Raw genomic sequence first — 12,761 nt, 5'->3', positions numbered from 1 at the left:
GCCGCCCGCCTTTGCGTGCCTTTCGCCAAGCTGGGCCCGGCGCACGCCTCAACCGCTGTCCACATGGAGATTCCCGCTACGAGTGGCGGTCAACAAACCAGTCGACGATGGCCTGAACGATTTCAAACGCTTGGTAGGAAAGAAGCGACACAGCAGTTCCGGAGAAAAACAATGTCAAAAGCCAATGAATCCAATGCATGGCACTGCTCCCTCCCTCATCGACAGTGGAGTCATTATATCCGCTGCAAATGAAATCCACATGAAAAAACGCTAAAAAACGCGGAGTGACTTTTTTGTTTTCCGTACATACATTGAAAGTGAATCGCATTGCCGATCAATGGCTGCCAACTGCCAGGGCGGTATGGCCGAGCAGCGTCGCCCGAATGCGGCAAATCGGCTACTTCGAAAAAAGGAAAGAGAGGGGAGCGCGATGAATGAACCGTTTCAACCGCCGGCCGGCGGAGGAGGGGATCACCCGTTCCACCATTTGCGGAAAATGGTGAATCAATGGTTTGATGAACGGCCGCTGCAAAAATTGCTTGAAACGCTTGATGACTACTTCGCGCAAACATTTGCTGAAGCGTACATCCCGGTCGAGGTGAAAGAAACGAAACGCGATTACCAAATCATCGTCCGGCTGCCCGAGATCAAGCGGGAGCAAATCAGCTTGCAATGGCACGAAGACGGACTGCAACTCGTCATCGATCATCAGGAAACCATCGAATCGGCCGACGACAACGGTCATGTATACGAGCGGCGGCAGGCGCGGCGGCGCGTGACGAGGGTGATTCCGTTTCCATATCCGGTTGCCGAACATGAGGTGAAAGCGTCGTTCCAAAACGGCACGCTCATCATCCGGCTGCCGCAAAAGCGAAAATACATTGACATTGAGTAAAAGCTTGAATGCCGTGAAACCAACGCGTTGGGCCGGGAAAATGAGCGAAGGAACGGTCCAACCATAGATCCTGCAGACAGCCGGGCCGACAAAACGCCTTATGCACCCTCCTTACTTCGAGGCGCTTCAAAGACGCGCCCGTTGTCGGCCGAGGCCATTCATAAAAAAGCCGTTCCCAACATGGGGAGCGGCCTTTTTGCATTCGGATTCTACTGTTTGTGCGACGGGCTTCCGTACCGGTTGTTGTTCTCCGGTGTCGGATCTTTTTGGATGTCCCATTCTTTGGCAATTTCTTCGCGATGGTTTGGGTATTTATTTTTCCGTTTCCGATTGTCGTTGCGGTTCGTCACCGTCTGTTCACCCCCTTGCCGTTTGCCATTAGCTTGCGCGTTTTTCCGCCGCATAAACGAGACATACATACTTTCGCCGTCGGTAAGCTACGCTACTTGGTAGGAGGTGCAAAACGAATGGCGAAACTGCCCGATTTTCAACAGCTGAACGACCGGTTGATCAATGAGCCGTCCGATGAACCGATGCTGGTGATTAAAACGAACCTTGATCCAGATCGCGTCACGGAAGAAAATCCATATGCGAAAGGCAAAACAAACGTCAGCCGAACGTTTGCTTCTTTTTTTGAAGGGGGCGAACCGTGATGGAACAAACGCTCGCCTATTTGCGGGAAATTTTGTCTAACTACTTGGATAGCCACGATGACACGCCAAAACGCATCTACAAAAAGCTGATCAGCAAACCGTACCGGGGCGAGGGGGAGTTTGTCCGCGACTTGACGCAAGAGGAGAGCGCTTTTTTGGACCGCATTTTGCCCCATGAAATCTGCTACGCGATGGATGAGCGCGATTACGAGCGCGTCTATCAGCTGAATGAAGTGTACGAGCTGCTTATGTAACGGCGTGAAAGCCGCCCCCGACCGCGCAAGGGAGCGGCTTTCTCATTTTTTAAACGTGCTGAGCAGCCCTTTTAACATGCTGTTCACTTGGTTGACCGTATTGATCATCTGCCCCATCGTGCTCATCATTTTGTTAATATCGTACGTCCCGTCGTTGTTTTTAAACTGGGCAAGAAAAGACGGGCGCGGTGGCGGCAGCAGCGGCCCCGGCTTCGGGTACGGCGTCGGGTGCGAAGGCATGGAGGCATGGAATGGCGAAGCGTAGGACCAGTGAGCGGGCGCGGACGGAATGTATGAAGGCCAATGGTCGTAATAAGGCCAATGACCGCCTAGACTGTATGGCCCATGAACGGGCGGCGGCGAAACCGGGCGCGGATAGCGGTACATGTTCGTTCTCCCCCATTTTTGATCGTCGATTTCCCCCTCGTAGGCAAAGGGGGTAGGCTGCCACTAGTATATGTGCCAATACCTAGCGGCGTGCGCGTGGACATGTCATCTCTTGTCGGAAGTTTTAATTTTCGGAAATCGCTTTTCCCCCGTATTTTCATGGTACGATGTAAAAAAGGGGAAGGGGGAAAAGCATCGATGAGCATTGCTGAATTGAAATATAAGTTCATGGCGGTCAAACATTGCGAACCGGCTGAGGCGAACGAACTGCTCGATTTTGCCCGCCGCCTTTATTTGCGCGGGGAGATTTCGCTCGCCGAGTACCGCGACTTAGTGCGCGAGTTGGAAAAAGCCGGCGCCTGTCAGCCGGATGAAGCAGGAGAATACGCCGGACTGTAGGCCTCGAGGGAGCTTTTCCCTTCTTTTTTTTGCATATTTCCCGCCCAAACGCCCCATCGTAATATAAAGGGGGTGTTGTGCAATGGGCCGAGGCGTGCATTTTAACCATAAACGGAAAGGCCATGACCACGAAAAACCGAAACATGGAGAACCAGCGCCGCCAAAACATACCGAACGGGTCGAATATGAAATCAACACCGTCGCCACCGCTGAGAGCGGCCCTGTTTCGATCACAACTGGAAAAGACACATAAGGCAAAAAAGCTGTCTCCCTCAGCAAAGGAGACAGCTTTTTGGTTATCGGATCAAAGCATCGCTCGCTTTTCGGCCTAGCTTGTTTCGCCAAGCCGCTCTCTGACAAGGGCGAGCGTATACGCAACGGACTGGCTGTACTGTTTGATGCGGCGCTCTGGGACGGACGGATAAAATGCCTCCACGCTCAGTTTTGCCATCTGATCGACCGCCGCTTCAATTTGCCGCTCGTGAACGTATTTCGGCTGCGCTTGGCGAATCCAGCGGAAAGCGGCCGCTTTCCACCGTTCGGCGGCCGCCTGCACTTCCTCCGCGAACGGTTTGACTTCAGCAAAAAAGTCGGGCTCTTGATTCCGCGCGCGGGCGCGCCGGGCGATCGCCAACAGCCGTTCATTGTACTCATGAAGCTGTTCCGTCAGCACTTTCAGCTCTTCTTCCATGACGGCCTCCTTGCGTATAGCGATGAACTTAGTTTCGTGTAAGTACAGATCCGGAATGCCCGTGAGCGGTTTGACGCCGTTTGTCTATGTTTCATCATATCATAACGGCATTCATCATATCATAACGGCATGCTTACGCCAAATACAGTTTCGATGAAAGCCGCAGCTCGGCTTCACCTCTCCTCCCGTCAAGCCGCCGTTCTACACCGGCGATTCGCCCTTCGAGCTGCCCGAGCTGCTCTTTATTTTGGGCATAACGTTCTTCAATCACATCAGCGATGACTTTTTCCATTTTAGCATCCACTTGCTCAATGAGCGCGACAATTTCCTCAAGCTGCTTTTCAATTTCTTCTTTTTTGACCAGCCGTTTTCCCATTCCTTCTCCCCCATTTCTGGCATGATGATATTCCATTCGCGGCGGGAAGAACAACTCCCTGCCGCAGCGACAAAAGTAGAACAGATTCGGCAAAGAAAGTGAGGAGCGGCCGCCATTCGACAACGATGGCAGCGGGCGTCCCGTTGGAAAAGAAAAAGGGCGCATATTGCTTGGGCGTATGGTATAATAAAAACCATTCAAAGGAGATGAACGCGATGGCACTCAAATACCCGGGCGGAAAAGAGTATCGCGGAAACAAGCCGAGCGCGGCGCGCCGGCCGATGGCGGCCGATTACGCCAACCGCGGCATGACGCTCGAAGAAGACTTAAACGCGACGAATGAATATTACCGGGAGCACGGCATCGCCGTCGTCCATAAAAAACCGACCCCGGTGCAAATCGTCCGCGTCGACTACCCGAAACGGAGCGCCGCTGTCATTAAAGAGGCGTACTTCCGACAGGCGTCAACGACCGACTACAACGGCGTCTACCGCGGCAAATACATCGACTTTGAAGCGAAGGAAACAAGGAACAAAACGGCGTTTCCGCTGAAAAATTTCCATGCCCACCAAATCCGCCATATGGAACAAGTCATCGCCCATGGCGGCATTTGCTTTGCCATTTTGCGCTTTTCTGCGCTGAATGAAACGTACTTGCTTGATGCCTCCCATTTAATCGCCTGCTGGAACGAACAAGAAGCTGGCGGGCGGAAGTCGATTCCGAAACGGGAGATCGAGCGGTGCGGGCATTACATCCCGCTTGGCTACCAGCCGAGAATTGATTATATTAGTGTAGTAGAAAACGTGTACTTCACCGTGTAAGGTGAAAACTTGTAAGAAAGGCAGGATTTGCTTATGTCTGGTGAATATCGTTCTCGTTTGGAACGAAAGCAGGCAGCGAAACAGGCGAAACAAAAGAAGGCGAAAAAGAAAAAAGGAGCATCGTGGTTGAAAACGATCGCCATTGCCATATTGCTTATGATCGCCATCGGAGCGGCGGGCGGCGTAGCGGCGTTCGCCTACTTCGTCAAGGACGCCCCCCCGCTCGATGAGGCGAAGATTAAAGACCCGCTCTCTTCAACCGTATACGATATGAACGGGAAAAAAGTCGCCGAACTTGGCGGTTACAAGCGAACGTACATTTCATATAAAGACGTGCCGAAAGTGCTCGAAAACGCGGTGTTGGCAACGGAGGACGCCCGCTTTTACGAACATCACGGCATCGATATCGTCCGCTTAGCTGGCGCTGTCGTCGCCAATATTCAAGAAGGATTCGGGGCGGAAGGCGGCAGCACGATCACCCAGCAGGTGGTGAAAATGACGTTCCTGTCATCGAAAAAAACGTTGGAACGGAAAGCGCAAGAAGCGTGGCTCGCCCTGCAGCTTGAGCAAAAATATTCGAAGCATGAAATTTTAGAAATGTACTTGAACAAAATTTATTATTCGGACGGCATTTACGGCGTCGCTCGGGCGGCGGAATATTACTTCGGCAAGACGAATTTAAAAGAGTTGACGCTCCCGGAAGCGGCGCTCTTAGCCGGCATGCCGCAAAGCCCGAACCGATACAATCCGTACGACCATCCGGAGGCGGCGAAAAAACGGCGCGATACCGTTTTATCGCTCATGGCGAAACACGGCTTCATCAGCCAAGAAGAAGCGGAGAAGGCGAAACAAGTGCCGATCAAATCGATGCTTGCTGAGCGGAAAAAACCGCAAAGCTCCGTGCCGTATGACGCCTTTATTGACGAAGTGATCAAAGAAGTGACCGACAAAGCGAACGTCAACGTCTTTGAAGACGGGTTGAAAATTTACACAACGCTTGATCAAGAGGCGCAGTCGTACGTCGAAAACTTATTAAACTCGAAGCAATACTTTACTAATAAAAAAGACTTGCAGTCGGCCATCGCCCTCGTCGATACGAAAACAGGCGCCATTCGCGCCTTAGGCGGCGGACGCAACCGCGACGACGTCGAGTTCGGCTTCAACTATGCCATTCAGCCGGTCGGCCAGCCTGGTTCGGCGATTAAACCGATTTTAGACTACGGACCGGCCATTGAATATTTAAAATGGTCAACCGCGCACATCATCGTTGACGAGCCGTACACGTATTCAAACGGCACACCGATCCGCAATGCCGACCGGGATTACAAAGGACCGGTGACGATGCGCTATGCGCTCACCTGGTCGCGCAACATCCCGGCGTTAAAGGCGTTCCAAGCGGTCGGCAAGGAACGAGCGAAAGAGTTTGCCAACCGGCTTGGCATGGGCTTTGATAACGTAGAGGAGGCATACTCGATCGGCGGGGTCGCTCGCTATGTGTCGCCGCTGCAAATGGCTGGCGCTTACAGCGCCTTCGGCAACAATGGTGTGTACACAAAGCCGTATGCGGTGACGAAAATCGTCTTCCCCGACGGCACGGAAATGGATTTAAAGCCGAAGCCGAAACGAGTCATGCAAGACTACACAGCATATATGATTACCGATATGTTGAAATCGGTCGTCCGCTCCGGTACAGGACAAAGCGCCAACATTCCGGGGCTTGAGCTGGCCGGCAAGACGGGGACGACCAACTACGGCGAGGATGGCGCCAAATTTGGCCTCACGGAACGCGACGTTCCAGACAGCTGGTTCGTTGGCTACACACCGAACTATACCGCCGCTGTCTGGACCGGTTTTAGCAAACGAAGCAGCACCGCAGATCTCAGCAAGGAAGAACAAAGAATTTCGCGCTCGCTCTTTAAAGCGCTCATCTCGCACATTGACGACGGCAGCGGGGAATTTGAGCGGCCGGACAGCGTAGTGAGACTGCCGATTAAAAAAGGCACGAATCCGCCAAAACTGGCAAGCAAACATACGCCGGAAAGCGAAATTACGTATGAGCTGTTCGTGCGCGGCACTCAACCGACAGAAGTAGCCAAAGACGAACCGAAAGAGCTGCCATCGGTCAAAGGCTTAATCGCCTCGTATGACCAAGCCGCCAATGTGATTTCTGTCACTTGGTCGTACGATGAACAGACCGACAATACGCTCTTTGAAGTGCGCATCAAAGATCACCAAGGCCATACGGAAACGGTGACAACGAAAGACTTGGCTGTAACGATCGCGAACCCGGCGCCAGGCGCTTCGTACACGATTGCCGTCTACGCGAAAGAGGGCGACCAGATCAGCAAGCCGGCAATCACAAGCGTCCAGATCCCTGGCGGCGGGCAAGGCGATGAAACGAGCCCATCAACACCGGACGGAGCAAACGATGGCGAGGATGGCGGTTCCCCTGATGACAACGACGGCAATCACGGGGGCGATGGAAATAACGGGAACAATGGAAACGACAGCGGCGATGACGGTGGGGAAGATGGCAATGATGACGGAGACGCCGATCAAGGAGGCGGCAATAATAATGGCGGTGCAACCACGCCGACGACGCCAGTCACTCCACTGACGAAAAGCGGAAACGGTCTCGGCGTGAAAATCGGAAACCGTCAATAATCGCCAAGCCATGCATCAAAAAAAAACGGATGGCCCATTTATCGGGTCGTCCGTTTTTTCATCGCCATTTGTTTGCAAACGAGCTTCTCTGTCTCGATAAACAGCTCACGAAGCTGGACAAACGCGGGGTATACATCCGGACGGCGGAAAATAAATTGCAGCCGCTCCACGGCGTTGGCGGGTTTATGCGGCAGTGCCGCCACCATCTCCTCCCAACGGACCACATTGGCTGCCGGCCGACCGTTCAGCCAGCAGAGCGCCGACAGCAAATATGCCACCCCGCGCACGATCGGGCCGCGGGCGGCGCGACGGTCGCGGCGGGCGAAGCAGCGCTCGAGTTCCTCCTTTTCTTCGCGCCAAAGGGCGACGAGCGCCGGCAGCGATCGTTCGATCTCCTCCCACGGCAGCGGAGAAACACGGACGATATCGTAATAAAACGGCACGTGTTTCATCAGGCGCGGAAACGGTTCAGCCGGAAGCTTGTCAAGCATTTGCCCGTCCGGGAAAAAGAGCGGATGGGCGAACTCAGTCGGCACGCGCACGTTCCTTCTCCCGCTTTCGCATCCGTTTTTTTCCTTCACGGCATAAATGAAGGAGCGGACATACGGGGCATTGCGGCGCCTGCGCTTTGCAATGGTAGCGGCCGAAAAAAATCATCCGATGGTGGGTGATCGACCATTCCTCTTTTGGAATTTTTTTCATCAGCGCTTGTTCGACTTCGAGAACTGAGTCGTTCCAGCGGCAAAAGCCAAGCCGTTTGCTGACGCGCTCGACGTGCGTGTCAACGGCAATGGCCGGCACGCCAAACGCCACAGACACAACGACATTCGCCGTCTTCCGCCCGACGCCGGGCAGCTTCATCAATTCGTCGCGGTCGCGCGGCACTTCGCCGTCATACTCCTCAATTAACATCGCGCACAGCTTTTGAATGTTTTTCGCTTTGTTCCGGTATAGGCCGATCGAACGGATGTCCTGCTCCAGCTCTTCAAGCGGCACGGCGATGTAGTCGTAAGGCGTTCGGTATTTTTCAAACAGCCGCTTCGTCACTTTATTGACGAGCGCATCGGTGCATTGCGCCGATAGGACGACCGCGATCAACAGTTCAAACGGGTTGCGGTGCACGAGCTCGCAATGGGCATTCGGAAACATGTTGGCCATCTCATCCAAACAGTAGCGGATTTGCTGCTTCGTCAACACCGGCCTCCTCCTCCTTTCACAACGCTTGGTCAACTGATCGTTGGCCAAACAAAAACGAGAGACAGCGCCTCTCGTCTATGAGTCAAGCCAGTTAAAAAACGGAATCGTCTGCTTAAATTCCCCTGTCGCCTGTTTCTCCGGGCGGGTGAACGGTTTCGGCTTGCGGAATTTTTTGCCGTAATCGTGCGCCTGTTCGATCGTCCGGATGCCGTTTTTTTTCCACTCGAACAAAATGCGGTCGATGTAGCGGAAATTCAATTTCCCTGACAGCACCGCCTCGCGCAGCGCCGCCTTAATGATGGCCGGCTCATGGCCGTCTTGGTCGATCCACATCGAGAGCGTTTCGCACTCAAATGGGGAAAGCGGGCGGCCAAATTCCTGCTCAAATATCGTATACAAACTTTCCTCTTCTTCCTGCTGGCCGATCTGCCCGTCCTTGGCGGCCTGTGCATACAAATGGTGCACCAATTGCTCCCAAAGCGGCTCCAGCGTATATTTTTCGCCGCGAACGCCGCGTTCGTCCGTATGCTCCTCGATGCCGACCATTCCTTTTTGCAACAGCCGGCGCACCATCTCCATGCATTCCGCCGCCGGAACGGTCATTTTCTCAGCCAGCTCGGCCGGTGTCGGGAAGACGACGCCTTCTTCAAAAAACGATTGCATGTGCAAAAGCAAGACGAGCTCCCCTTCACTCAAACCGAGCCGCTTGTAATGGTTCAGCAACAGTTTCGGGACGACAACGCTTCCTTGCGCCAGCCATTCGGCCACCTTTTTCTTTTCCATGCCGATGCACCTCAACTATAGTATAACATGACACTGGCGAAAAAACCCCCTTTTTGCAGGGGGTTTTTTACGGATAGAGACGGTTGAGCAACCGCGGGAACGGGATCGTTTCGCGCACATGCTCAATGCCGCAAATCCAAGCGACGGTGCGCTCGAGGCCGAGCCCGAACCCGGAGTGCGGCACGGAACCGTATTTGCGCAAATCTAAATACCATTTATATGCCTCAAGCGGCAAATGATGCTCCTTAAGGCGCTGCTTTAGCAGCTCATAATCGTGAATGCGCTCGGAGCCGCCGATAATTTCCCCGTATCCTTCCGGCGCGATTAAATCAGCGCACAATACGACATCCGGGCGGTTCGGGTCCGGCTGCATATAAAACGGCTTTAACGATGTCGGGTAGTGAGTGATAAACACCGGCTTGTCGAAGCTTTCAGCAATGGCCGTCTCATGCGGCGCGCCGAAGTCATCGCCCCATTCGATGTCGGTAAACCCTTTGTCATGCAGCAGCTTGATCGCCTCGTCATACGTCAGGCGCGGAAACGGCGGCTTAACAAGCTCGAGTTTGGCGGCGTCGCGCTCAAGGCGGCCAAGCTCAAGCCGGCAGCGGCTAAGCACCGACTGAACGAGATAGGAGACATACTCTTCTTGCAGCCGCAAATTGTCTTCAAATTCATAAAACGCCATTTCGGGCTCGACCATCCAAAACTCGATCAAATGGCGGCGCGTTTTCGACTTTTCGGCGCGGAACGTCGGGCCGAACGAAAACACTTTGCCGAGCGCCATGGCTGCTGCTTCCATATATAGCTGGCCGCTTTGCGATAAATACGCATCCTCATCAAAATATTTCGTATGGAACAGCTCGGTTGTCCCTTCCGGCGCGCTGCCGGTCAAAATCGGTGCATCGACTTTGACGAAGCCGCGGTCGTTAAAAAACTCGTACGTCGCCCGAATCAGCTCGTTGCGGATTTTCATGATCGCATGCTGGCGCCGCGAACGAAGCCAAAGGTGGCGATGATCCATTAAAAATTCAACACCGTGCTCTTTTGGCGTAATCGGATAATCGACCGCTTCATCGATCACCTCTAAATTCGTCACCGACAGCTCATAACCGAACGGCGAACGCTCATCGACGCGCACCGTGCCGGTCACATAAAGCGATGTTTCTTGCGTCAGCGTTTTCGCACGTTGAAACACCTCTTCCGAAACGTTCGCCTTTTCAACGACTCCTTGAATAAAGCCCGTCCCATCACGCAGCTGCAAAAAGGCGATTTTTCCGCTCGAGCGCTTGTTCGCCAACCAAGCGCCGATCGTCACTTCTTGACCTACATATTGGTTCACTTCAGCAATCGTCGTTTTCACGTACACATTCCCTCCAATGATCGACACGTCCATCATTCGCTATTATACCGTTCTGCCGAAACAGCGGCAACGGCCATGCCCCTCTTAGCCGGCTCGGCACAACGATAGAAAACGGTGCGCAGCGGCCGCCGGTGAAACCCGCACGCCCAGCTGCGCTTCGCGAAATACAGCGGGCGCGGAAAAAGCGGCTTTGCTTGAGGCAAAGCCGCCGCCTGTTAAGCGCGTGCTTCCATAAACCGGCGAATGCGTTCGACCGCAGTTTCGAGTGCATCGAGCGATGTCGCGTATGACAAGCGAACGTTATCCGGCGCCCCAAATCCGGAGCCGGGCACAAGGGCGACTTTCGCCTCTTCGAGCAAGGCGGCGACAAACTCGTCGACCGTGCGGCAGCCGGCCATCGCGGCCGCTTCGCGCGCGTTCGGGAACAAGTAAAACGCCCCTTGCGGCTTGACGCACGTGAATCCCGGAATTTGCACGAGCTTGTCGTAAATGATATTCAGCCGCTGTTCAAACGCCCGGCGCATTTGTTCCACCGGCTCCTGCGGCCCGCTGTAAGCGGCAATGGCTGCGTATTGGGCAATCGACGTCGGGTTGGATGTGCTATGGCTTGCCAAATCAGTCATCGCCTTAATGACGTCTTTCGGTCCCGCCGCATAGCCGATGCGCCAGCCCGTCATTGAATGCGACTTCGATACGCCGTTGATGATGACCGTCTGCGCCTTCAGCTCCGGCGACAACTCGGCGATCGACACATGTTTCGCCCCGCCGTAAATCAATTTTTCATAAATTTCGTCGGAAACGATCAATACGCCATGCGTCAGGCACAACTCACCAAGCGCCTTCAACTCTTCGGCCGTGTAAATCATGCCGGTCGGGTTGCTCGGCGAGTTGATGATGACCGCCTTCGTCCGCGGCGTGATCGCCTGTTTCAGCTGCTCCGGCGTAATTTTAAAATCGTTTTGTTCAAGCCCTTCGACATAAACCGGAACGCCGCCCGCCAGCTTCACTTGTTCCGGATAGCTCACCCAATACGGCGTCGGAATGATCACTTCGTCTCCTTCATCAAGCAACACTTGAAACAGTGTGTAAAGAGCGTGCTTCGCTCCGACGCACACAATCACTTCAGCCGGCTCATAATCCAAGCCTTGGTCGCGGGCGAATTTTTTTATAATTTCCGCCTTTAACGCCGGCAACCCTCCCGATGGCGTATATTTCGTATGCCCTTCGTTCATCGCCTTGATGGCGGCCTCAAGAATGTGCTGCGGCGTATTGAAATCCGGTTCGCCGGCTCCGAGGCCGATCACGTCATGCCCGGCCGCTTTCAGTTCTTTTGCTTTTGCCGTGATGGCCAATGTCGCCGATGGCGTCAGCGATGCCACCCGTTTTGCCAATCTCATCGTTTCTTCCCCCTCATATGCTCAACGTTGAAAACTGTACCTCTTCAGAAACGCGCCATCCGCAAAATGGAGGTAATAAAACGAATACCTTCCTTCTGCATCAATATATGTCAACTCCCAAAGAGGCACGCCTTTTTCCATGCCAAGCGTCGCGTCAATCATTTGCTGCGGATGTCGGTTGCGCTGTAAAATGGCGCGCGCTTCCGCCTCGCTAATGCCGCTGTCCGCTCTCTTGACGACGATATCCCCCTCTTTTTCCGGCACCCAAACGACGATGTCCGTTTCCCCTTGCTTCGTCCGGCCGATGAATACGGTGCATGCTTCCTCCCCATAATATGTATAGACTTTCTTCACGTCGACGAGTCCGGCTGCTTCCTTCGCCCGTGCGAGCGCTTTTTCCACCATGGACCGTTTTGGCGCCATCGCCTCACCGTAAATCGACCATGCTTGCCAAATGAGAAAACTAAAAACAATGAGAGCGAACCATCCCCACTTTTTCATGACGATCACGTCCGATAAATCGTAAAGACCGCTTGGCGTTTGTCGTTTTCATCCAAAGCAAGGCCAAACATCAAATTGTCGCGCTTCAGCGTTCGGTTCAAGCAGTCAACGATTTTGTACAAATCGTCGGAGTGCTGGATTTTGACGGTGGCGAGCACTTCAATTTTGCTTTCCATTTTCGTTGCTTCCTCCTGTGCGGCGCAAATTTTGTTACTTATACACGCCGGCAACTCCGGCAACAATACAAATACAGTAAGGTTATGATCACAGTTGCGCTTCTTCACGCCTCTGCGGCCGAGCCGGCGAAGCCAAACAGCGAGACCGCAAGCTGCCATCGCAGTTGTGCTTCTTCCCTATTATAGCAGGTTTATCCGACCATTTCA

Annotated in this window: 19 protein-coding genes; 7 read left to right on the top strand and 12 right to left on the bottom strand. The window is 53.7% G+C overall.

What is annotated here, in order from left to right; all coding sequences use genetic code 11:
* Window positions 1-76 precede the first annotated feature (76 nt).
* Window positions 77-199 (bottom strand): hypothetical protein, encoded by a 123-nt coding sequence (locus tag IC803_RS18350; RefSeq protein WP_255396844.1) that lies wholly within the window; start codon window positions 197-199, stop codon window positions 77-79.
* Window positions 200-430: 231 nt separating this feature from the next.
* On the opposite strand from IC803_RS18350, the gene IC803_RS06095 reads away from it, so the two are divergent.
* Window positions 431-895: an Hsp20/alpha crystallin family protein gene (locus IC803_RS06095; protein WP_081208952.1), complete on the top strand. Its 465-nt coding sequence runs from the start codon at window positions 431-433 to the stop codon at window positions 893-895.
* A gap of 209 nt (window positions 896-1,104) precedes the next feature.
* Here the strand turns inward: IC803_RS06095 and IC803_RS06090 are convergent, their stop codons facing one another.
* On the bottom strand, window positions 1,105-1,245 hold the full coding sequence (locus tag IC803_RS06090; protein WP_190304272.1) for a hypothetical protein: 141 nt from the start codon (window positions 1,243-1,245) through the stop codon (window positions 1,105-1,107).
* Between the two features lie 117 nt (window positions 1,246-1,362).
* Between IC803_RS06090 and IC803_RS06085 the strand changes: the two genes are divergently transcribed.
* Both IC803_RS06085 and IC803_RS06080 read left to right on the top strand, forming a co-directional pair.
* The gene (locus tag IC803_RS06085; protein ID WP_081208960.1) at window positions 1,363-1,548 is read left to right on the top strand and encodes a hypothetical protein; all 186 of its coding nucleotides are present in this window, start codon (window positions 1,363-1,365) and stop codon (window positions 1,546-1,548) included.
* The gene (locus IC803_RS06080; RefSeq protein WP_081208963.1) at window positions 1,548-1,802 is read left to right on the top strand and encodes a sigma-G-dependent sporulation-specific acid-soluble spore protein CsgA; all 255 of its coding nucleotides are present in this window, start codon (window positions 1,548-1,550) and stop codon (window positions 1,800-1,802) included. The genes IC803_RS06085 and IC803_RS06080 overlap by 1 nt, the downstream gene beginning before the upstream one ends.
* Before the next feature lie 42 nt (window positions 1,803-1,844).
* Here the strand turns inward: IC803_RS06080 and IC803_RS06075 are convergent, their stop codons facing one another.
* Window positions 1,845-2,189 carry a YppG family protein gene (locus IC803_RS06075; protein ID WP_081208967.1) on the bottom strand — a complete coding sequence of 115 codons (345 nt, stop codon included), beginning with the start codon at window positions 2,187-2,189 and terminating at the stop codon, window positions 1,845-1,847.
* A 198-nt stretch (window positions 2,190-2,387) separates the two neighbouring features.
* On the opposite strand from IC803_RS06075, the gene IC803_RS06070 reads away from it, so the two are divergent.
* Together IC803_RS06070 and IC803_RS06065 are read left to right on the top strand one after the other, a co-directional pair.
* Window positions 2,388-2,588, top strand: a complete 201-nt coding sequence (locus IC803_RS06070; protein WP_081208982.1) for a YppF family protein — start codon at window positions 2,388-2,390, stop codon at window positions 2,586-2,588.
* Window positions 2,589-2,670: 82 nt separating this feature from the next.
* On the top strand, window positions 2,671-2,841 hold the full coding sequence (locus IC803_RS06065) for a hypothetical protein (RefSeq protein WP_008879572.1): 171 nt from the start codon (window positions 2,671-2,673) through the stop codon (window positions 2,839-2,841).
* Between the two features lie 75 nt (window positions 2,842-2,916).
* On the opposite strand, the gene IC803_RS06060 is transcribed toward IC803_RS06065, so the two are convergent.
* Window positions 2,917-3,279: a DUF1798 family protein gene (locus IC803_RS06060; protein WP_081208984.1), complete on the bottom strand. Its 363-nt coding sequence runs from the start codon at window positions 3,277-3,279 to the stop codon at window positions 2,917-2,919.
* Window positions 3,280-3,412: 133 nt separating this feature from the next.
* Window positions 3,413-3,655 (bottom strand): hypothetical protein, encoded by a 243-nt coding sequence (locus IC803_RS06055; RefSeq protein WP_081208986.1) that lies wholly within the window; start codon window positions 3,653-3,655, stop codon window positions 3,413-3,415.
* A 215-nt stretch (window positions 3,656-3,870) separates the two neighbouring features.
* On the opposite strand from IC803_RS06055, the gene recU reads away from it, so the two are divergent.
* On the top strand, window positions 3,871-4,476 hold the full coding sequence (gene recU, locus IC803_RS06050) for a Holliday junction resolvase RecU (RefSeq protein ID WP_081209312.1): 606 nt from the start codon (window positions 3,871-3,873) through the stop codon (window positions 4,474-4,476).
* Between the two features lie 33 nt (window positions 4,477-4,509).
* Window positions 4,510-7,140 (top strand): transglycosylase domain-containing protein, encoded by a 2,631-nt coding sequence (locus tag IC803_RS06045; RefSeq protein WP_081208988.1) that lies wholly within the window; start codon window positions 4,510-4,512, stop codon window positions 7,138-7,140.
* Between the two features lie 38 nt (window positions 7,141-7,178).
* Here IC803_RS06045 and IC803_RS06040 read toward each other — a convergent pair whose 3' ends face one another.
* The 7 genes from IC803_RS06040 to IC803_RS06010 form a co-directional block, all read right to left on the bottom strand.
* Complete coding sequence (locus IC803_RS06040; RefSeq protein WP_081208990.1) at window positions 7,179-7,682, bottom strand: YpoC family protein; 504 nt, start codon at window positions 7,680-7,682, stop codon at window positions 7,179-7,181.
* The gene (nth, locus tag IC803_RS06035) at window positions 7,666-8,337 is read right to left on the bottom strand and encodes an endonuclease III (protein ID WP_081208992.1); all 672 of its coding nucleotides are present in this window, start codon (window positions 8,335-8,337) and stop codon (window positions 7,666-7,668) included. The genes IC803_RS06040 and nth overlap by 17 nt, the downstream gene beginning before the upstream one ends.
* 75 nt (window positions 8,338-8,412) lie before the next feature.
* A complete protein-coding gene (locus IC803_RS06030) occupies window positions 8,413-9,120 on the bottom strand; it encodes a DnaD domain-containing protein (RefSeq protein ID WP_081208994.1) in 708 nt (235 codons plus the stop codon).
* A 67-nt stretch (window positions 9,121-9,187) separates the two neighbouring features.
* Window positions 9,188-10,480 (bottom strand): asparagine--tRNA ligase, encoded by a 1,293-nt coding sequence (asnS, locus tag IC803_RS06025; protein ID WP_081209314.1) that lies wholly within the window; start codon window positions 10,478-10,480, stop codon window positions 9,188-9,190.
* Window positions 10,481-10,695: 215 nt separating this feature from the next.
* Entirely contained in the window at window positions 10,696-11,877 is a 1,182-nt protein-coding gene (locus tag IC803_RS06020; protein WP_081208996.1) for a pyridoxal phosphate-dependent aminotransferase, read from the bottom strand.
* A gap of 21 nt (window positions 11,878-11,898) precedes the next feature.
* Complete coding sequence (locus IC803_RS06015; RefSeq protein WP_081209316.1) at window positions 11,899-12,378, bottom strand: cell wall elongation regulator TseB-like domain-containing protein; 480 nt, start codon at window positions 12,376-12,378, stop codon at window positions 11,899-11,901.
* Window positions 12,379-12,383: 5 nt separating this feature from the next.
* Window positions 12,384-12,554 (bottom strand): YpmA family protein, encoded by a 171-nt coding sequence (locus IC803_RS06010; protein WP_008879583.1) that lies wholly within the window; start codon window positions 12,552-12,554, stop codon window positions 12,384-12,386.
* Between the last annotated feature and the right edge of the window lie 207 nt (window positions 12,555-12,761).

It is taken from the genome of Geobacillus sp. 46C-IIa (genome assembly GCF_014679505.1).
GTDB lineage: Bacteria > Bacillota > Bacilli > Bacillales > Anoxybacillaceae > Geobacillus.
The sequence above is the reverse complement of the archived record's forward strand: the minus strand, read 5'-3'. Positions and strand labels throughout refer to the sequence as shown.